The organism is Glycomyces arizonensis DSM 44726 (assembly GCF_000482705.1).
Taxonomy (GTDB): domain Bacteria; phylum Actinomycetota; class Actinomycetes; order Mycobacteriales; family Micromonosporaceae; genus Glycomyces; species Glycomyces arizonensis.
Window position 1 is genome coordinate 81,136 of record NZ_AXWO01000015.1, and the last position, 18,938, is coordinate 100,073.

Genomic DNA, 18,938 nt, shown 5'->3' on the forward strand with positions numbered 1-18,938 from the left:
GACGCTCGCAGGGCGTGGAAGGAGATTCGGAATGCGCAAATGGTGGCCGCTCACGGCGGTCTGTCTCGGAGCGTTCATGCTCCTGGTCGACGTCACCATCGTGGTCGTCGCCCTGCCCGACATGGGCGAGGACCTGGAGGCCGACTTCACCGGCCTGCAATGGGTGATCGACGGCTACGCCCTCGCCCTGGCGGCGCTGCTGCTCACCATCGGCAGCCTCGCCGACCGGTGGGGGCTCAAGCGGACCTACCTGGTGGGCCTCGCCGCGTTCACCGCGGCCTCGCTCTCCTGCGGGCTGGCGACCAGTGCGGGAGCCCTGGTGGCCGCCCGCGCCGCCCAGGGCGCGGCCGCGGCGGCGATGTTCGCCTCGGCCATGGCGCTGCTCAACATCGCCTACCGAGGCAAGGACCGGGCGGTGGCGTTCGGGGTGTGGGGCGCGGTCAACGGCGCCGCCGCCGCGGCGGGCCCGGTGCTGGGCGGCCTGCTCACCGACCACTTCGGCTGGCAGGCGATCTTCCTGGTCAACATCCCGATCGGCGTCATCGCGATCGCCTTGAGCGCCAAAGTGCTGCGTGAATCGCGGCACGCCGGGGCGGGCCGCTTCGACACCGCCGGGGCGGCGCTCTTCACCGCATGGGCGGTGCTGACCACGTACGCGCTGATCCACGCCGGGGAGCACGGCTGGACCGACGGCGGCACGCTGGTGCCCGCACTGGCCGGATCGGTGGCCCTGATCGCCTTCGTCCTCGTCGAGCGCCGCCGCCGGGCCCCGATGCTCGACCTGCGGCTGTTCGCCCGCCCGGCCTTCACCGGCGCCATGGTGGCCGCGCTGCTGGTGTCGATCGCCGCCTTCGCGTACACCATCTACACCTCCCTCTGGCTGCAAGGGAGCCTCGGGCTCGACCCGGTCGACGCGGGCCTGGCGATGCTGCCGATGAGCGGGGCCGCGCTGGTCACCTCGGCGGCGCTCGCGCGCCCGCTCCACAAGGTCCCGCCGTGGACGAGCATCGGCGCGGGGCTGGCGCTCATAGGCGCGGGCGGCCTCCTGCAATCGGGTCTGGACGCCGACTCCTCGTGGACCTCGCTCACGCTCGGCCTCACCGTGACCGGCCTCGGCGTCGGCCTGTGCCTGCCGGTGCTCAACGCCGCGGCCATGTCGGCCGTGCCGCCCGAGCGCGGCGGCATGGCCTCAGGGGCGCTCAACACCGCCCGCCAGATCGGCATGGCCCTCGGCATCGCCGCCTTGGGCACCGTCTTCACCGACGGCCTCGCGGGCGGCTCCTTCGCCGAGCCTGGCACCGTGGCGACGGCCCTGAACCGCACCATGGTCACGGCCGGAGCGGTCGGCCTGGCCGGAGCGGTCCTCACCGCCGTCCTCATCTCCCGGCGGCCCAAGACCCCCGCCTCCCAAGCCGGGAATCAGTCCCACCAGACGCGGAACTCGGTGGGCAGCAGCTGAAGCGAGCGCAGCTCGGCGGCCAGATGGGGCGCGGCCGCCCCGATCGGCTCGCCGTCCACCAGCGGAGCGGAGCTGTAGATCTTGCGCAGCGCGAAGTCCCACCCCGAAGACCGATCCGCAGCGACGGCGACGTGCAGCCGGTGCGGCTCGTAGCGGACCATCGCGCTCTCCTCCCTTGTGGCGGAACAGGACTCGAACGCGGCCCACAGTTGCGGGTCGGTCATCCGCGCGAGCCGGTCGGGGGCGAGGGCCTCCTCGTCGAGCAGACGGCGACCCAGACGCCGGACCACCGAGATCGGCCCCACGTTGTCCCACGAGGTGTGCAGCCGCGCCTCGGCGCGGACGAGGCCGACGAGGACCTCGGCGGCCGCGCGGTCGGCCGTCACCGCGTCGCCCTCGATGCCGAGCCGGCCCAGCAGGGCGACCGGATCGGCATCGAGCCGCCCGGCGGAGCGCCCACTGCGCACGAAGGAGTCGAGATGGTCGAGATTGAGCAGCCCGGCCCGACCGGTCAACGGCGACCGCCCGTCCAGCACCGCGGCGACGTCATCGGCCCTGATCCCGTGCCGCCGCAGCACCTCGCGGAGCGGATCGGCGTGCAGCAGCCGCACGCCGATCCGGTGGTGGTCGAGCCCGGCGATGCCCTCCAGCGTGTGGCTCAGGGGCAGGTGGCCGATGTCGTGCAGCAGCGCCGCGACGCGGAGGAGCTCGTCCTCGGCCCGGAAATGCGCCACCAGCGAGAGCACCCCGAGCGTGTGCTCGAGCCTGGAGTACGACTGCAACGTGCTGACGGCCGAAGCGCCGCCGTGCGCCACGAAATGCAGTCGCCGCACCGGCTCAGTCCGCAAGAGGTCCACTTCCACAGGAGACAGGCGGACCGGCACCCGCCACAGCGGATCGGTGAACACCTCGCCCAGACCCACCACATTGGTGGGAACGGGCCCCGCGACGCCGTCCGGCAAGCCCCGCACCGGACCCTGATCAACACGACGACTCACCGATCCACCCTATGGCACACCACCGGCGCCGGGAAGCCGGGAACGCGAGGCGTCCCCGCCATCTGTGCAGTAACCGTGCCGTTACCGTGCACGCGTGGTTCAGATTCATGGGCAGAACAACCGAACCACTCGGATTGGAGTGCTCATGAGCATCTCGAAATGGCGGCGGACGCTGCGTGTCGCGGCGGCGGTGCCCGCGGCGGTGATCACCCTGGCGGTCGCCGCCTCCCCGGCCGGAGCCGGCGGGCTGTCGACCCAGGACACCTGCTCGCGCGGCGAAGTCTGCGTGTACGACGACCAGAAGGGGCTGATCGCCAGCAGCTACGGCGACCTCTGGGGCACCTACGGGCCGATGCTGGCCGGAGGCACCATCCGCAACAACGGGACCTACTATCCCGGAGCCGACCACATCGAGTACACCGTGGTCCGCAGAGACGGCTCCACGTACGACGTCTGCCTGCACTACCCCGGCGACGACACGCCGACGAGCGGCTCGGTCCCGATCAAGGGCAGCGCCAGGGACATCCACTGGATCGACGCCTGCTAGCGGATTCGGTCCGTGCACGAATCGTGCCGGACGCATGCCTCACGGGCGGATCCTGGTGCGGAGCCGGGGCTCACCGTCCCGGCGGAATCGAGTGATGGAGTGTGCAAGATGGATAAGGCGCGCAAACTGACGGCGGCGGTGTTCGTCGGGCTGATCCTCGCGGTCTCGGGGGCCTCGGCCGCCTCGGCGGCGGACGGCTTCGAGCCCGACGGGTACTGCCCGCCCGAATGGTGCGACCTGCTCTAGGTCAGGCTTGGCGGGGGAACGCCTCGCGTTCCCCCGTCAAGGCCCGCCAGCAGCTCCTCGACTCGCGGCGCGTCGGGCACGCCGATGTGGGTGAAGAGGCCCAGCGCCTCCTTCGCCTTCGCCCTGGCGGCGTCGACCTCGCCGATCATCAGGTGGCCGCGCGCCGCCGCCTCCAGACCGCGGCCGTGCCACAGGGGCACCCGGCGCTCGGCGAAGATCCCGCAGGCGCGGTCGGCGTGCGCGATGGCGGCGGGCGCGTCACCCGCCGCGATGCAGACCTCGGCGGCGACGACCAGCGCCCCGGTGAAGGTGCGCATGCCGCCGACGGACTCGGCCTCGTCGATCATCGCCAGCACCTCGCCGAGCCCGCCGCGGGGATCGCCCTCCAGACTCCTCGCCCAGCCGAGATCGCAGCGCGCGTTGCGGACCGCCCACTGGTCCTCGATGCTCTCGGCCAGATCGAGTGCCGAGCGGAGATGCCGCCGTGCGCGCCGGAGTTCGCCCAGGTCGAGGCAGAGCTTGCCGAGTTCGAGGTGGGCCATCGCCTGCTTGCGGCGCGAACCGGTCGCCACGGCCTTGCGCAGCGCGACGACGAACGTCTCCTCCGCCTCGGCGAGGCGGCCGGTGTCGTGGAAGACCCGCGCCAGCCCCAGATGCACGGGGTAGTTGTGCGAGGTCTCCTCATCGGCACTTCTGGCGAACGCGAAGTCCCGCTCGGCCTCCGCGTACCGGCCCAGGACGCGGTGGACGGCGCCGAGATTCCCGGCGCGGTTGTACCGGTGATGGGCGTGCCCGGTGCGCTCGGCGGCCGCGAGGGCCTCGCGCAGCAGTGGTTCCGCTTCGTATTCGCGACCCTGCGACATGAGGGAGACCGCCAGCATGCTCCGGACGGTCCCGCTCTCGTCGCCGCTCTCCAGGCGGCCGATGAGCCCGACCGCGGCGCGGGTGTGCGATTCGCTCGTCTTGAAATCAGTGCGGGCGCCCGCGACGACGCCGAGGAAGCCGTGCATCCGCACCATGCCCTCGACATCGCGGTGCTCCTCGACGACCGCCAGTGCCGCTCGGCCCAGCTCGTCCAGCACCGCCAGGCTCTCACTCCCGTTGACATGCGGGCGGAGCGCGTCGGTGAGCCGCCAGATCCTCGGGTGCCCCGCCCAGCGGCGGCAGGCGTCGACGACGTTGGCGAACTCCTCGGTCCGGCGGTGCAGGTGATGCCACTCGATGCACCGGTCGACCACCTGCGCGCGGTCCTGCTCGCGCAGCAGCGCCTTCTGGCGCTGGTCCACATACAGCCGCATCAGGTCGTGGAACCGGTAGCGGCCGGGCCGGTGGTGTTCGAGCAGATGGCCGTTCACCAGTTCCGCGAGCGCTCGTTCGATCGGCTCCTCGGCGCCGCCGACCTCGGTCAGCAGGTCGGCCGCGAAATCCTCGCCGGGGAGGACGCCGAGCCGGCACGCGAATGTCCGCGCCCGGTCGCTGAGCGCCGCGAAGGAGCGGTCGAACGCGGCCGCCACCGCCGCCTCGGGGTCGTCCTCGACCGACAGCAGCGCGAGCCGCCGGTCGTCCTCGGCGAGCGCGGAGGCGTACGCGGCCGCCGTGTCGTGCGGCCGCGCCGCCAGGTTCGCGGCGGCCACGCGCAGCGCCAGCGGGTGCCGCCCGCACAGTTCGGCGATCCGCCGCCCCGAGGCCCGATCCCGGGCCAGCCGCTCGTCGTCGACGATGGACGCCAGGAGGTCGACCGCCCGGCCGAGCGGCAGCACGTCGAGGTCGACCGTCCGCACCCCGTGCGAGGCGGTCAGTCCCGGCAGGAGGTGGCGGCCGGTCGCGATCGCCACCGTCCGCCTCCCGCCCGGCAGCAGGGGACGGAGCTGCGCGGCGGTGCGGGCGTTGTCCAGGATCACCAGGAGGTCCCGGTCGGCCAGCAGCGACCGGTACAGGGCCGCCGCGTCGGCGAGGTCCGTCGGGATGCCTTCGCGGGGAAGGCCGAGCGCGCGGAGCATCGAGTGCAGCGCCTCGATCGGCGGCACCGGTCGGTCGAGGTCGTAGCCGCGCAGGTTGACGTACAGCTGGCCGTCGCCGAACCGCTCGCGCCGCAAATGTCCCCAGTGGACCACCAGAGCGGTCTTGCCGACCCCGCCCGCCCCGGTCACCAGCGCCGCGCCCGTCTCGTCGAGCAGCGCGTCGAGCGCGGCCAGCTCCGCGTCGCGCCCCGTGAACGGGACGGCGTCGGCGGGCAGCTGCGCCGGGACGGGAGGCGCGGGCGGCCGCGGGGAGCGCGAAGGGGGCGGCGGCGTCTCGCCGCGCAGGATCTGCAGGTGCAGCTCCCGCAGCGCCGTCTCGGGTTCGAGCCCGAGCTCCTCGTCCAGGCGGGCGCGCAGCCCGACATAGGTCTCCAGCGCCTCGGCGGTGCGCCCGCTCTGGTGCAGGGCGAGCATGAGCCGCCCGGCGGCGCGCTGCCGGTACGGTTCCTCGGCCAGCAGCGCCCGAGCGCGTTCGATCGCCGTGTCGCGCAGGCCGAGCGCGAGTTCGACCTCGATCAACCGCTCGGTCGCGGCCAGGCGCGCCTCGTCCAGGCGCGTCGTGGCCGAGGCGATGAGGACGCCGTCCAAGCCGGCCAGGGCCGGGCCGTGCCAGCGGTCGAGCGCCCCGGCCAGGAGCTCGCGGGCCGGTTCGGCCCTCCCCGCGTCCCAGTGGGCGCCGGCCTCGGCCACCTCGCGGGTGAAGTGGTGCCAGTCGAGGTCGTCGGCGGCGATCCGGTAGGACTCGCCCGACCGCTCGATCGGGTCGCGGCCGAGCGCGGCCAGGCGCCGCCGCAGCGCGGCGAGGGTGTTCTGGACCTGCCGCCGCGCGCTGCCGGGAGGCTCGTCGTCCCACAGGGCGTCGACGAACCGGTGCAGCGGGACCGTCTTCCCCGCCTCGAGCAGCAGCAGCGCCAGTGCCGCCGTCTGCTTCGCGCCCGCGATGCGGACCGGCGCGCCCTCGTGGCGGACCTCGAGCGGCCCGAGGATCCGAAACTGCATGCGACCTCGTATCACTGATGAGTTTCCCCCGGTGGCAAGAACCATCAGCGTATCGAAGCCGCGCGTGCCGCGGGGGACGCCGAATCGGGAGGAGCGCGCGGCCGGGCTGCGCTCTTCGCGGTGCCCGGGGGACAATCACTGCTATGGCTCGACGTTCTTCCCGGCGCCCGCGGCGCGCTCCCGTGCACGACTGCCCGTGCGGCAGCGGACGAACCTACGGCGCCTGCTGCGGGCGGCTGCACGCCGGGACGGCCGGGGCCGAGACCGCCGAGGCCCTGATGCGTTCGCGCTACAGCGCGTTCGCGCTCGGCGATACGGCCTACCTGCTGCGCACCTGGCACCCCGACACCCGACCGGCCCGGCTCGACCTCGCCGGCGAACGACGCTGGACGGGACTGGAGATCGTCGAGACGAGTGGCGGCACCGCCTTCCACTCCAGCGGCACCGTGGCCTTCCGCGCGCACTACCGCGACCCCGAAGGCCCCGGCGTGCAGGAGGAGACCAGCGAGTTCCTCCGCATCGAAGGAGCCTGGCACTACCGCTGAAACCACCCCCGCCAGACAGGAGCACCCCTCATGAAAGCCGTCATCCAAGACCGATACGGGACGGCCGACGTCGTCACCGTCGGTGAACTCCCCGAGCCGGTCCCCGCGGACGACGAGGTCCTGATCAAGGTCCGCGCCGCCTCCCTCAACGGATCCGACCGCGAGCACCTGGTCGGACAGCCCTTCTACGCGCGCCTGGCCGGGCTGCGGCGCCCGCGCGACCCCGTGCCGGGATCGGACGTCGCCGGAACCGTGGCGGCGGTGGGCCGCTCGGTGACTGAGTACGCGCCGGGCGACGAGGTGTTCGGCGAACTCGCCGGATACCGCGGCGCCCTCGCCGAATACGTCGCGACCCCGCCGCGCCTGCTGGCCCGCAAGCCGCCCGAGATGTCCTTCCTGAACGCCGCCGTGATCCCGCAGGCCGGCTGCATCGCGTTTCGCGCCACGCGCGGCCTGCGGCCGGGCGACCGCGTGCTGGTCAACGGCGCCGGGGGAGCGGGCGGCGCGCTCGTGGTCGGCCTCGCCAAGCACTTCGGCGCCACCGTGACCGCCGTCGACCGCGCGGACAAGAAGGACTACCTGCGCGACCTCGGCGCCGACGACGCGATCGCCTTCGAGGAACAGGACTGGGCCGACCACCGCGACCGCTACGACCGCGTCGTGGACCTCGTCGCGCAGCGCCCGCCGCACCGCGTGCACCAGGCACTGCGCCCCGGCGGCACCTACTTCGTCGTCGGCGGGCACACCCGCGTGCTGCTCGCGACGCTCGCCGCCGGACCGCCGATCCGGTGGCGCACCGGGAAACACGTCAAGGTGCTGGTGGTGCCGCAGTCGCGCGACGACCTGGAGGCGGTCACCGCCCTCATCGTCGACGGCGCCGCCGCCCCGGTGATCGACCGCGTCTATCCCCTGGGGGAGGCGGCCGCGGCGTTCGCGCGGCTCGCCTCCGGCGACAACCGGGGCAAGATCGCCGTCGAGATGCCGTTATCGCCATAGCGCCCGGGCTCACTCGCCGAGCCACCCGCCGCCGACGGCCACGACGCCGGTCGCCGAGTGCGGGCTGTACCGCGCCACGACGCCGAGTTCGAGCTCGCCGAACCGGTCCGCGAGGCGTTCGGCCCGCACCCGCTCCGACCCCGTCGCCTCGGCGGCGGTGCGGCGGAACCCGTCCACGCCGTCCGTGGGGAGACCGAGCTGCTCGAGCGCCGACCGATAGGTGTCCGCAGTGTCATCGAGCGGCATGGTGCCCGTCTTCAGATCGACGCCGACCGGCGCCCCGTCCTCGCTGAGGATCGAGCTGAAGGCGATGTAGCGGGTCCGCAACCGCAGCGCCGCGCCGCCGTGCAGCCGCAGCTCCACCGGGCGCGGGGGCCGGGTCTCGAAGACCGAGGTGTCGCCGTCCGTGATGCCGACCTCGGCCGCGGTCGGCCGGTCCCTGAGGTCCCACACCTCGACGCCGTCGACCTCCTCGGCCCCGCTCGGCAGGTCCAGCTCGTCATCATCGCTCGACACGGTGATCTCGCATCCGGTCGCGATCGGCAGGACCGCCCCGAGCGCGCACGCGAGGAAGCGGCGTCGGATCATGGCCCTCCCTTCGTCGGCGTTCCCTCCGATGATGGCACCGCCGGACCAGCGCGCGGCGGCACAGGCACGTGGCGGCACAGGCGCATGGCGGCGGCGTCCTACGATGCCTGACAGGACCCACCGGCGAGGAGGAGCGGACATGAGCGCGAGACGGCCCTCGACGCGGCGGGGCCTCCTCATCGGCCTCGCGATCGGCGTCGGCGGCACACTCGTCCTGGCGCTCGTGGCCCTGCTGGTCCTCGGCGTGCTCAGCGGGCACGCCTCCTCCGACCACGCCGTCCCCATCGACGGCGAGCACGTGTCCGTGGAGGTGACGGTCCCCAGCGACCTCGCCATCGACGAGGTCGCGGCGCACCCCGCCACCGGCTTCGACCCCGACTGCCGCGGCGTCCGGTACGAGTTCGGCGCCGACCTGACCATCGAGGCGTTCGCGGCCGACTGCGTGGTCGAGGAGGCCTCGCAGCAGATCAACAACGGCGACCACGGCGTCTACCGGACGATCGAGGACGTCCCGGAACCCGTCGACGTCGAGGAGGTCTCGACCTGGGCGGGACCGGCCCAGGTCTTCGTCCAGCACTACGCCGAGCACACCAACGTCAGCGACTCATGGGACGAGCCGGTCGCGATCGTCACCCTCGACGACCCGGTGGACGCCGACTTCCCGACCGTGGTCCTGCGCAGCGACAAAGGAGCGCTCTCCCGGGAGGAGTTCACCGAGATCGTGGCCTCCCTCAACGACATCGAATACCAACTGGGCTGAGGCGGGGCCGCGGACGCTCAGGCCGAGCCGTTGGACGGGAGCAGCGCGGTCTGGACCAGCTGCTCGCCGTCCCCGCGGCGCACCAGCGTGCCGCGGCCCGGCGGCTGCGGGCTCGGGCGGAGCTTCCCGAAGATGGGCCCTTCTTCTCTGGCGCCGCTCATGAGCAGGCCGGGGTTCTCGAACTGCTTGATCTGGCCCATGACCGGGTCCATCATCGAGCGGGCCGCGCCGGAGCAGCGGCGGGCGATGATGATGTGGAAGCCGATGTCGACGCCGTGCGGAATGAGGTCGGACAGCATGGTCATCGGGTTGTTCCGCTGGGCCACCATCTCGTAGTCGTCGACGATGAGGTACAGGTCCGGCCCGGTCCACCACGAGCGGTCCCGCAACCGCGCGGGTGAGACGTCGTCGCCGGGCAGGCGCTTCTCGATCGGGCCCTTGAGGTTCTTGCACGAGCTCTCGAACTGCTTGCCCGACATCGCGTAGTCCAACAGCGTCGGCTTCGAGATCTCCTCGAGCATCCCGCGCCGGTAGTCGGCCATGATGACCCTCGCCTCCTCCGAGGTGTACGTCGCTTGGATGTGGCGCGCGATGTGCCGCAGCAGGTTCGTCTTCCCACATCCCGCGTCGCCCAGGATCAGCATGTGCGGCTCCCGGTTGAAGTCGAGATGGACGGGTTTGAGGTCGGCCTCGTCGAGGCCGATGGGGATGCCCGGCTTCGAGCGGTCGACCGCCTGGAGGAAGTCCACTGCCTTGAGTTCGCGCGGCAGCAGCCGCACCGGCGGGCACGGCGCGCCGCGCCACGCCTGCTTGACCTTCTTGACGAAGTCCTCCACGCCGGGGGCGAGGTCGTCGCCGTCCCGGATGCCGTCGATGCGCGGCACGCCCGCGAGGAAGTGCAGCTTGCTAGGCGACAGGCCGCGGCCGGGGCGGTTCTTCGGCACGTTCGCCGCCGCCCTCCGGTCGATCTCGGACTCCGCGCTGTCAGAGAGCCTCAGCTCCAGCTTGAGCCCGAACATGTCGCGCATGTTCATGCGGATATCGCCCCAGCGGGTGGCCGTGACGATCACGTGGACGCCGAAGGCCAGGCCCCGGTTGCCGATCGCACGAAGTTGCTCGGCGAACGGCTCGTAGTCCTCCCGCAGCGTCATCCAGTTGTCGACGACCAGGAAGACGTCCCCGTAGGGGTCCTCGGCGAAGCGGCCGTCGGCCTTCATGCGGCGGTAGGTCGCCATGGAGTCGATCTGATGCGCGGCGAAGAAGGATTCGCGCTCGTTCAGGACGGCGGTGACCTCCTGGACGGTGCGCCGCACTCCCTCGGGCTCTTGGCGGCCGAAGACGCCCGCGACATGCGGGAGGTCTTTGATGCCTCGCAGCGTGCCGCCGCCGAAGTCCAGGCAGTAGAACTGCACTTCCCTCGGGGTGCGTGTCAGCGCGAGCGAGCCGATCAGCGTCCGCAGCATCGTCGACTTGCCGGACTGCGCCCCACCGGCGATCGCGACATTCCCCTGCGCGCCGGAGAGGTCGAAGACGAACGGGCTGCGCCGCTGCTCGAACGGGCGGTCCTCCTCGCCGAACACGGCGTTGAGCTTCCCGTTGAGCGGGAAGTTCAAAGTCGGCGTCAGACCCCGGTACGGGTCGGCCCTGAGCGGCGGGAGCAGCTGGTCGAGCGTCGGCGGCTCGGCCAGCGGCGGCAGCCACACCTGGCGGGCCGGGCGTCCCATCCCGGCCGAATTCGAGACCAGGACGTCCAGCTCGCTTCCCGTCGACGACGGTGATTCGTCCCGATCGGCGACCGCACCGCTGCTGTAGGCGCCGCGGAATCGCACCGGGTCCTCCATCCCCACCTGGAGGTAGCCGTGGCCCGGCCGCCGCGGCAGCTCGTAGGCCGCCCCGGAGCCGATGACCGTGCGCGACTCCTGCGCGGAGAAGGTGCGCAGCGCCACCCGGTAGGACAGGAACGTGTCCATGCCCCTGAGCCTGCCCTCCTCCAGGCGCTGCGAGGCCAGCAGCATGTGCACCCCCAGCGAGCGCCCGAGCCTGCCGATCTGGAGGAACAGGTCGATGAACTCGGGCTTGGCCACGAGCATCTCGGAGAACTCGTCGACGATGATCATCAGCGTCGGCATCGGGTCGAGCGGCTGGCCCGCCGCCCGGGCCCGCTCGTACTCCCACCGGTTGGTGAAGTTCCCGGCGCGCCGTAGCTCCTTCTGACGGCGCACCAGCTCGCCCTCCAGGGCGTCCTGCATGCGGTCGACCAGCTCGATCTCGTCGGCGAGGTTCGTGATGACCGCCGAGACGTGCGGCAGGTCGTCCAAGGCCGTGAACGTCGCGCCGCCCTTGAAGTCGACGAGGGCGAAGTTGAGCTCCTCCGACGAATGGGTGGCGGCGAGGGAGGCGACCATGGTGCGCAGCACCTCGGACTTGCCCGAACCGGTGGCGCCGATGAGCAGGCCGTGCGGGCCCATGCCGCCGACGGCGGACTCCTTGAAGTCGATGTGGACGGCCGAACCGTTCTCGCCGATGCCGATCGGAACCTTCAGGTACTCCTCGATCGGCTTCTCGTGCCAAACGACGGCCGGGTTGAACGCCGCCACCTCGAAGCCCAGGATCTCGCCGAGACCGACGGTCGCATCGAGCGGATCGGTCTGCTCCGGTTCGGGATCGTCCTCGTCGGCGGCCGTCCGCTCGGCGCCCGGCTCGGGCGTGAACGTCTGCGGCTCGGCCTGTGCCCAACCCCGCGAGACCAGCTCGACGATCTCCGAAGCGCCGTCCGTGAAAGGCCGGTCACCGGCCGAGTCGTCGCTGAGGAACGGCTGCGACACGCGGAACCGCGTGCGGTCCGCCAGCGCCCAGCCCGGTTCCGACTCCGGCAGGCGCCGCGCCAGGTCCGGGTCGATCAGCGAGTGCTCCGGGTCGGTGAGGCGCAGCTCGACATAGGAGGCGAACAGCTCGCGGAGCCGCTGCGCGAGGTCGTCGGGCCTGCGGGTGGCCACCGCCAGGTGCACGCCGAACTCGCGGCCGACGTTCGCCAGGGCCTCCACCTTGGCCGCGAACTTCGGGATGGCGCCGGTGAAGTCGGACCACTGGTCGATGAAGACGACCAGGTCCGGATGGGGCCCGCCGGGAAGCGCCGTCCGGCGGCTGCGGAAGTGCTCGGGGGAGACCAGGCCGTACTCGCGGAACAGCCGCTTGCGCCGCTTGATGATCTCCTGGGTCCGCTCCAGCACGGCCATCGCCGCGTCGGGTTCGTCGTCGCCGACCACGCCCCGCACGTGCGGTAGTCTCCGCAGGGAACCGAGCTTGTTGGCGCCCGATTCGAGGAACTCGAGTTCGAGCTCGTGCGGGCTGTGCGTCAGTGCGAGCGAGCACGCGAGGGTGCGCAGCAGGGTGCTCTTGCCGCTGCCCATCCTCCCCACCGCCAGCAGGTGGCCGCCCATGCTGCTCAGGCTCACCGGCATGGTCTCCCCGCGCTCGCCGCGCGCCACGACCTGGCCGAGCGGCACGATGAGGTGCCCCGACCCCTTCCAAGAGGTCGCCCGGAGCCCGTGGTCGGCGGTCGTCTCGAGCGCGCCGGTGAGGCTGCCCAGGCACAGCCGCGAGCCGGTCTCCAGATGCAGGCGGGGAGCCCCCGAACGCACCCGCGCCAAGGGGATCGACTCCTCGAGCCGCCCGAACTGCGTGGGCGTCTGGCGGTCGGTCGGCATCTCCTGGCTGACGTACTCCCACAGGTCCGCCGTGCTGATCAGGCCGTCGCCGCCGACGTCGGCCCTGCCGGTGCGCAGGCCCTGCACCACCGTGGAGGTGAACGCCGACTGGCTCGGGGAACCGGAGGGGTCGACGTCGCCGTCCAGCGCCTCCTGCACCGCGTCGGTCGCGGTGAGGATGAAGACCCCGCGCCCCGAGGCCAGGTCTTCGAGCTCCCTGCCGATGTGCGGATCCGGAGCCGCCTTGAGGCCGTCCTCCGCGAACAGGCCCGAGTAGCAGCAGTCCAGGAGCACCACGATCGACTCGGCGTCGCTGTCGGCCATGCACTCCTTGACGAACGAGGCCGAGATCGAACTCGACGCCAGAGCCGAGCCGACCTCCGTCTTCGGGACCGCGAAGTGCAGTCGGCGGCGGCGGCTCCGCACGCCGTGCCCCGAGAAGTACAGCAGCACCAGGTCGTCCGGGCGGGCCTCGGCGAAGAGCCGCTCGACGGCCCGTTCGACCGTCGTCTTGGACTCGTTGACCAGGACGTCGTCGTCATCGATCGCGAAGCCGCCGATCTGCGGGTCCCCGAGCACCTCGGCGAGCTCCACCGCGTCCGTCTCGGGGGAGATCAGCCCGTTGAGCGCGGGGTCGCGGTAGCTGTCGTTCGCCACCAGCAGCGCTCGCCTGCTCATGCGTCCTCTTCGAGGACCTTGAGGATCTCGGCGGCCGCCCGCTTGACGTCCTTCGGCGGCAGGCCCTCCATGACGACCTCGCGATCGCCCCGCTTCACGGTCACCGAACCGGCGGACGACCGCTGCAAAGCGGCGATCACGACGTCGGCGATCGACTTCAGCGCCGCCGCGGACAGCAGCCCCGAGACGATCAGCGTCCCGATCTGCTGGGCGGCACCGGATTTCGTACCCGGAGCGGCCTCGGCCGCGGCCGGTTCCACCGACACGCCGCGCACCGACCGCAGATCGGTCTCGATCTCCTGGCACCAGCGGTCCAGGCGCGACATCGACTGCCCGTCGGCCGCGGTCATCGTGATGGTCACTTCGCTTGGCATGAAGGCACCTCCCGGGAGACTGCATGCCATTATCACCGATCCGGCAAGCGCGGCAGGTCGTCGGTCACAGGTCGAGCAGGCCGCGTCTGATCGCGGAGGTCACCGCCGCCGTGCGGTCGCTGACGCCCAGCTTCTGGTAGGTGCGCAGCAGATGCGTCTTCACCGTGGCCTCGCTGATGTGCAGCCGCCTGCCGATCTCGGCGTTCGACGCGCCGTCGGCCACCAGGCGCAGCACCTCGAGTTCGCGCTCGGACAGGCCGTGGCCGCGCGGGGAGCGGACCGTGCCGACCAGCCGCGCCGCCACCGACGGGGCCAGGACCGTCTCGCCGCGTGCGGCGGCCCGGATCGCCCGCACCAGCTCCGCGACCGGCGTGTCCTTGAGCAGGTAGCCGACCGCCCCGGCCGCCACGGCGCGGACGATGTCGGCGTCGGTCTCGTAGGTGGTCAGCACCACCACGTTCGCGGTGGGCGCCAAGTGCCTGGTGGCGGTGACGCCGTCGCCGCCGGGCATGCGCAGGTCCATGAGGACGACGTCGGGCGCCAGCGCGGCCGCCGTCGTCCGCGCCTCGTCGCCGGAACCGGCCTCGCCGACCACCTCGATGTCCGCCTCGCCCGCGAGCATGCCGCGCAGGCCCGACCGCACCACCGGGTGGTCGTCCACCAGCATCACCCGGATCACGCGGGCACCTCCAGCCGCACCGTCGTCCCCGCGCCGGGGGAAGTGTCCACTTCGAATGCTCCGCCGAGGCCGATCATCCGGTTGCGGGCGCCGAGCAGCCCGAAGCCGGAGGAGGGCGCCCCGGGATCGAAGCCGGGGCCGTCGTCGGCGACCGACACGGCCACGTCGGACTCCCGGTAGGCGAGCCGCACCCGCACATCGGCGCCCGCGGCGTGCTTGTCGACATTGCGCAGCGCCTCCTGCACGGCGCGCACCAGCGCCACCGCCTTCGCCGGAGCGAGGTGCCGCGGCTCGCCTTCGACCTCGAACGAAGCGCCCGCCGCCTCGGCCAGCTCGGCGAGGGCGGTCTCGGCCTGGACCGCCCCGGCATCGTCGACCGCCAGCGCCTCCACCATCGCGCGGGCCTCGGCCAGGTTCGCGCGGGCGGTCCGCTCGATCAGGTCCAGGTGCTCCTCCCGCCGCTCGTCGTCGGCCGTGCGTGCGGCCTGGACCAGCATGATGATGCTGCTCAGCCCCTGGGTGACGGTGTCGTGCAGTTCGGTGCCCAGGCGCCGCCGCTCGGCGGCGACCCCGGCCTCGTGGGACAGGCGCTCGACCTCGGCCCGGCTGTCCTTGAGCTCCTCGATCAGCTCGAAGCGGTCGACGCTCTGGTCGATGACGCGGACGATGAACACGCCGAGGGCGACCGAGAGGGCCGCGGTGGCGGCGCAGACCGCCAGCGTCTCCAGCACCGTCCCGACCGGCTCGCCGTCGACCACGTCCACCAGGGCCGGAACGAGGTTCAGCGCCACCAGCACCGGCACGGACGGCCACAGCGGGACGATCCAGAACAGGTGGGCGACGATGGGGACCAGCAACGTCAGGGAGCCGTTGCGGTCGGTGAGCGCCAGCGCGACGAACAGCACCAGCACCCCGAGGCGGTAGAGGTGCGCGAGGCGGCCGTCCACCTCGGTGACGCTCAGGTCGATGAGGATGAGCCGCCGACCCAGCACGAGGTACCAGACCACGAGGGCGGCCATCCACGCCGAGGACGCGATCGCCGTGCCGACCGACGCCGAGCCGGCCCAGACCAGCGCGGCGACGATCGCGGTGGACACCGCGAAGAACCACTCCCAGTACGGGAAGCTGTCGTACCAGGCGTGCTGCCTCATCGGGTGAGGCGGCTCCGCCAGCGAAAGGTCGTCAGGCACAGCACCAATCCTCCAATACACCACAGTGCCAGGATCACGGCCGCCTTGCCCAGCTCCCAGTGGCCGGCCGGCTCGTAGGCGGCCATGCGCTCGGGCAGGAGCGCGGCGCGGAATCCCTGCGCGAGCCACCGGACGGGGAAGACCGCGCCGACGTCGGCCATCCAGTCCGGCACGGTCTGGAGCGGGACGTAGACGCCGGAGATGAACAGCAGCACGGTGTAGGGCAGCGTCGTCACCGCTCCGGCGCTGCGGGCGCTGCGCGACAGGCTGGAGGCGGCGATGCCCAGCAGCGAGCAGGAGGTGATCCCGAGGGCGAACAGCCACGCCATCGTCAGCCAGGCGGCCGGGTCGCTCGGCAGGGCGACGTCGAACATCAGCACGCCGATGGCCAGCAGCAGCACCAGCTCGGCGAAACTGGCCACGACGACGAGCACGATCTTGCCGAGGAAGAACGAGACCGGCGGCATCGGCAGGGAGCGCAGGCGCTTCAGGGTGCCGTCGTCGCGCTCCACGGCCAGGGCGCTGCCGAGGTTGACGAACGAGGTGGAGACGATCCCGGCGGCGGCGAAGCTGGCGGTCAGGACCTGGCCGCCGCTGACGCCCGCGGCCCCGGCGTCGTCGAAGACCGAGCCGAGCATCATCAGCAGCACGGCGGGGAAGGTGAAGGTGAAGACCACGGAGTCGCGTTCGCGGAAGAACTGCTTGAGCTCCACGACGCCGCGGGCGCCTCCGATGGTCAGTGCGTTCGGGGTGGTCATGCCGCGGTCTCCTGTCCGGTGAGGCGGAGATAGGCGTCTTCGAGGGACGGACGGGTGACGGTGAGCCCGGGGATCTCGCCGCCGTGGGCCGCGCTCAGCTCGGCGATGAGGGCGGTCGGCGTGTCGGTGGTCTTGGCGCCGTCCCGCCAGGCGACGGTGACCTCGCGGTCGTCGACGAGGTCGGCGACGGTGCCGGAGGCGCGGATGCGGCCCGCGGCGATGACGGCGATGCGGTCGGCCAGCGCCTCGGCCTCGTCGAGGTAGTGGGTGGTGAGCAGGATGGTGGTGCCGTCGGCGGCCAGGGAGCGGATGAGGTCCCAGAACCGCCTGCGCGCCTCGGGGTCGAAGCCGGTGGTGGGCTCGTCGAGGAACAGCAGCTCGGGGTTGCCGACGACGCCGAGGGCGACGTCGACGCGGCGGCGCTGGCCGCCGGAGAGCTGGCGGAGCTTCTGCTTCGCCTGCCCGGCGAGGCCGACCTCGTCGAGCACCCGCCCGGGGTCGCGGGGGCGCGGGTAGTAGGCGGCGAAGTGCCGGACGACCTCCGCCACGGTGAGTTCGAGCAGGTCGTTCGCCGTCTGGGAGACGATGCCCAACCGGGAGCGGAAGCGCCGGTCGGCCCCTGCCGGATCGGTGCCGAGCACGGTGACGGCGCCGCCGTCCCGGGGGAGTTGGGCGGAGAGGATCTGCACGGTGGTGGACTTGCCGGCGCCGTTGGGGCCGAGGACGGCGAGGGTCTCGCCTCTGCGGACGTCGAGGTCGAGCCCGGCGACCGCGGTGGTGCTCCCGTAGGTCTTGCGCAGGCCGCGGACGCGGATGGCCGAATCGTTCATGCGATCAAGCCTGGTCCTCTTCGGACGCGGCCGCGACGACCGCGCGGCCGAATCGGAGTGTCCACCGACCGGTTGACATCCGCCGCCGGTTCGGGCGGCGGATGCCCTCATCGGGTGATGGGTCGCAGCCGCGCGGTGAAGTGGCGCAGCACCTTGGCCTGCTCGACGATCTCGTACCCGGGGACGTCGGCGGCCCGGTCCTTGATCGCGATGAGCGCGTCGGCCACGACGTCGAGGTGCGCCTGCGTGTAGACCCGGCGCGGGATCGCCAGGCGGGTGAACTCCGCGACCGCCCGCTGGGCCTCGCCGGTCACGGGGTCGGGGTCGAGCAGCAGGGAGCCGATGTCGGCGGCGCGGATGCCCGCCTCGACGTACAGCTCGATCGCGAGTGCGTGGCCGGGGAACTCGTGCCACGCGAGGTGGGGGAGGAACGCGGCGGCGTCGACGAAGACGCCGTGCCCGCCGACGGGGGTCTGGTGGACGATCCCGGCCTCCTCCAGCCGCGCGCCGAGGTATTGGACCTGGCCGATCCGGTAGCGCAGGAGGTCCTCGTCCACGGCTTCGGTGAGGCCGACGGCGAGGGCCTCCAGGTCGCGTCCGGCCAGGCCGCCGTAGGTGAGAAAGCCCTCCATCGCCACGACCGAGGACTTGACGGCGGCGGTGAGGGCGGGGTGGTCGCGCACGCCGAGGAGCCCGCCGATGTTGACCAGGCCGTCCTTCTTGGCGCTGATGGTGAACGCGTCGGCGAGCGCGAAGGTCTCCTGGACGATCTCGCTGATGGAGGCGTCGGCGAATTCGGGTTCGCGCCGCTTGACGAAGTAGGCGTTCTCGGCGAACCGGGCGGCGTCGAGCAGGAGCGGCAGGCCGTGCCGGTCGGCGACGCGCCGCGCCTCGCGCATGTTCGCGATCGCGACCGGTTGTCCCCCGAGGGAGTTGTTCGTGATGGTGATCATGACGGCCGCGATCGAGTCGGCGCCCTTGGCGGCGATGAACTCCTTCAGCGCGGGGATGTCGATGTCGCCCTTGAAGTCGGCCGGGACCGCCGGATGGCGCCCCGCCTCGGTGACCAGGTCGACCGGGACGCCCCCCGCGAGCCCGACGTGGCCGCGGGTGGTGTCGAACAGCGTGTTCGACACGACGTGCTGCCCCGGTTCGATGAGGGCCGGGAAGAGGACCTTCTCGGCCGCGCGGCCCTGGTGGACCGGCTGGATGTAGTAGTCCTCGCCGAACAGGGCGCGGGCGGTGTCGAGGAGTTTGTAGTAGCTGCGCCCGCCCGAGTACGACTCGTCGCCGATCAGCAGGCTCGCCCACTGCCGGTCGCTCAGGGCGCCGGTGCCCGAGTCGGTCTGCAGGTCGATGTAGACGTCTTCCGCGCGAAGCGAGAACGGGTTGTAACCCGCCGCCTCGATGCGCTCTCGCCGGTACTCCGGTGTGGTGACGCGGAGCGGCTCCATCGCTTTGATCTTGAACGGCTCAGCGATGTAGTTGGCCATGCGGCTCCCTCAGGTAGTGATGGTAACGTCACCAAGCGTACGGGAATGTCGATTGTGAATCAACGGCCTC

The 18,938-nt window shown here is 72.1% G+C and carries 16 protein-coding genes; 6 read left to right on the plus strand and 10 right to left on the minus strand.

Going from position 1 to position 18,938, the window contains the following annotated elements; all coding sequences use genetic code 11:
* Positions 1-31: 31 nt before the first annotated feature.
* The gene (locus tag H613_RS26200; RefSeq protein WP_051393291.1) at positions 32-1,459 is read left to right on the plus strand and encodes an MFS transporter; all 1,428 of its coding nucleotides are present in this window, start codon (positions 32-34) and stop codon (positions 1,457-1,459) included.
* Here the strand turns inward: H613_RS26200 and H613_RS0112165 are convergent.
* Complete coding sequence (locus H613_RS0112165) at positions 1,420-2,421, minus strand: HD domain-containing protein (RefSeq protein ID WP_211234795.1); 1,002 nt, start codon at positions 2,419-2,421, stop codon at positions 1,420-1,422. The two genes, H613_RS26200 and H613_RS0112165, sit on opposite strands and share 40 nt — an antisense overlap.
* A 181-nt stretch (positions 2,422-2,602) precedes the next feature.
* Between H613_RS0112165 and H613_RS0112170 the strand changes: the two genes are divergently transcribed.
* Positions 2,603-3,004 (plus strand): hypothetical protein, encoded by a 402-nt coding sequence (locus H613_RS0112170; RefSeq protein WP_026924009.1) that lies wholly within the window; start codon positions 2,603-2,605, stop codon positions 3,002-3,004.
* 108 nt (positions 3,005-3,112) lie between these two features.
* A complete protein-coding gene (locus H613_RS30860) occupies positions 3,113-3,250 on the plus strand; it encodes a hypothetical protein (RefSeq protein WP_156925983.1) in 138 nt (45 codons plus the stop codon).
* Here the strand turns inward: H613_RS30860 and H613_RS29250 are convergent.
* Positions 3,247-6,270: an AfsR/SARP family transcriptional regulator gene (locus tag H613_RS29250; RefSeq protein WP_051393292.1), complete on the minus strand. Its 3,024-nt coding sequence runs from the start codon at positions 6,268-6,270 to the stop codon at positions 3,247-3,249. The two genes, H613_RS30860 and H613_RS29250, sit on opposite strands and share 4 nt — an antisense overlap.
* A gap of 143 nt (positions 6,271-6,413) precedes the next feature.
* Between H613_RS29250 and H613_RS0112185 the strand changes: the two genes are divergently transcribed.
* Both H613_RS0112185 and H613_RS0112190 read left to right on the plus strand, forming a co-directional pair.
* Positions 6,414-6,815: a YchJ family protein gene (locus tag H613_RS0112185; RefSeq protein ID WP_156925984.1), complete on the plus strand. Its 402-nt coding sequence runs from the start codon at positions 6,414-6,416 to the stop codon at positions 6,813-6,815.
* A gap of 30 nt (positions 6,816-6,845) precedes the next feature.
* Positions 6,846-7,811: an NAD(P)-dependent alcohol dehydrogenase gene (locus H613_RS0112190; RefSeq protein WP_026924011.1), complete on the plus strand. Its 966-nt coding sequence runs from the start codon at positions 6,846-6,848 to the stop codon at positions 7,809-7,811.
* A 9-nt stretch (positions 7,812-7,820) separates the two neighbouring features.
* On the opposite strand, the gene H613_RS0112195 is transcribed toward H613_RS0112190, so the two are convergent.
* Positions 7,821-8,399, minus strand: coding sequence for a hypothetical protein (locus tag H613_RS0112195; RefSeq protein ID WP_026924012.1), 579 nt, complete (start codon positions 8,397-8,399; stop codon positions 7,821-7,823).
* 139 nt (positions 8,400-8,538) lie between these two features.
* Here H613_RS0112195 and H613_RS0112200 point away from each other — a divergent pair, with 139 nt between their 5' ends.
* Entirely contained in the window at positions 8,539-9,159 is a 621-nt protein-coding gene (locus tag H613_RS0112200) for a hypothetical protein (RefSeq protein ID WP_026924013.1), read from the plus strand.
* A gap of 17 nt (positions 9,160-9,176) precedes the next feature.
* Here H613_RS0112200 and eccCb read toward each other — a convergent pair whose 3' ends face one another.
* The 7 genes from eccCb to H613_RS0112235 all read right to left on the minus strand — a co-directional run bounded on the left by eccCb (position 9,177) and on the right by H613_RS0112235 (position 18,868).
* Positions 9,177-13,544, minus strand: a complete 4,368-nt coding sequence (gene eccCb, locus H613_RS26210) for a type VII secretion protein EccCb (RefSeq protein ID WP_035737881.1) — start codon at positions 13,542-13,544, stop codon at positions 9,177-9,179.
* Positions 13,541-13,918 (minus strand): hypothetical protein, encoded by a 378-nt coding sequence (locus tag H613_RS31425; RefSeq protein ID WP_169731989.1) that lies wholly within the window; start codon positions 13,916-13,918, stop codon positions 13,541-13,543. Before H613_RS31425 ends, eccCb begins: the two co-directional genes overlap by 4 nt.
* Before the next feature lie 64 nt (positions 13,919-13,982).
* Complete coding sequence (locus H613_RS0112215) at positions 13,983-14,597, minus strand: response regulator (protein ID WP_026924014.1); 615 nt, start codon at positions 14,595-14,597, stop codon at positions 13,983-13,985.
* Positions 14,594-15,748, minus strand: coding sequence for a sensor histidine kinase (locus H613_RS0112220; protein WP_026924015.1), 1,155 nt, complete (start codon positions 15,746-15,748; stop codon positions 14,594-14,596). The genes H613_RS0112215 and H613_RS0112220 overlap by 4 nt, the downstream gene beginning before the upstream one ends.
* Positions 15,745-16,545, minus strand: a complete 801-nt coding sequence (locus H613_RS0112225; protein WP_026924016.1) for an ABC transporter permease — start codon at positions 16,543-16,545, stop codon at positions 15,745-15,747. Before H613_RS0112225 ends, H613_RS0112220 begins: the two co-directional genes overlap by 4 nt.
* Positions 16,542-17,375, minus strand: coding sequence for an ABC transporter ATP-binding protein (locus H613_RS0112230; protein ID WP_026924017.1), 834 nt, complete (start codon positions 17,373-17,375; stop codon positions 16,542-16,544). Before H613_RS0112230 ends, H613_RS0112225 begins: the two co-directional genes overlap by 4 nt.
* Positions 17,376-17,482: 107 nt before the next feature.
* Complete coding sequence (locus tag H613_RS0112235) at positions 17,483-18,868, minus strand: tryptophanase (RefSeq protein ID WP_026924018.1); 1,386 nt, start codon at positions 18,866-18,868, stop codon at positions 17,483-17,485.
* Between the last annotated feature and the right edge of the window lie 70 nt (positions 18,869-18,938).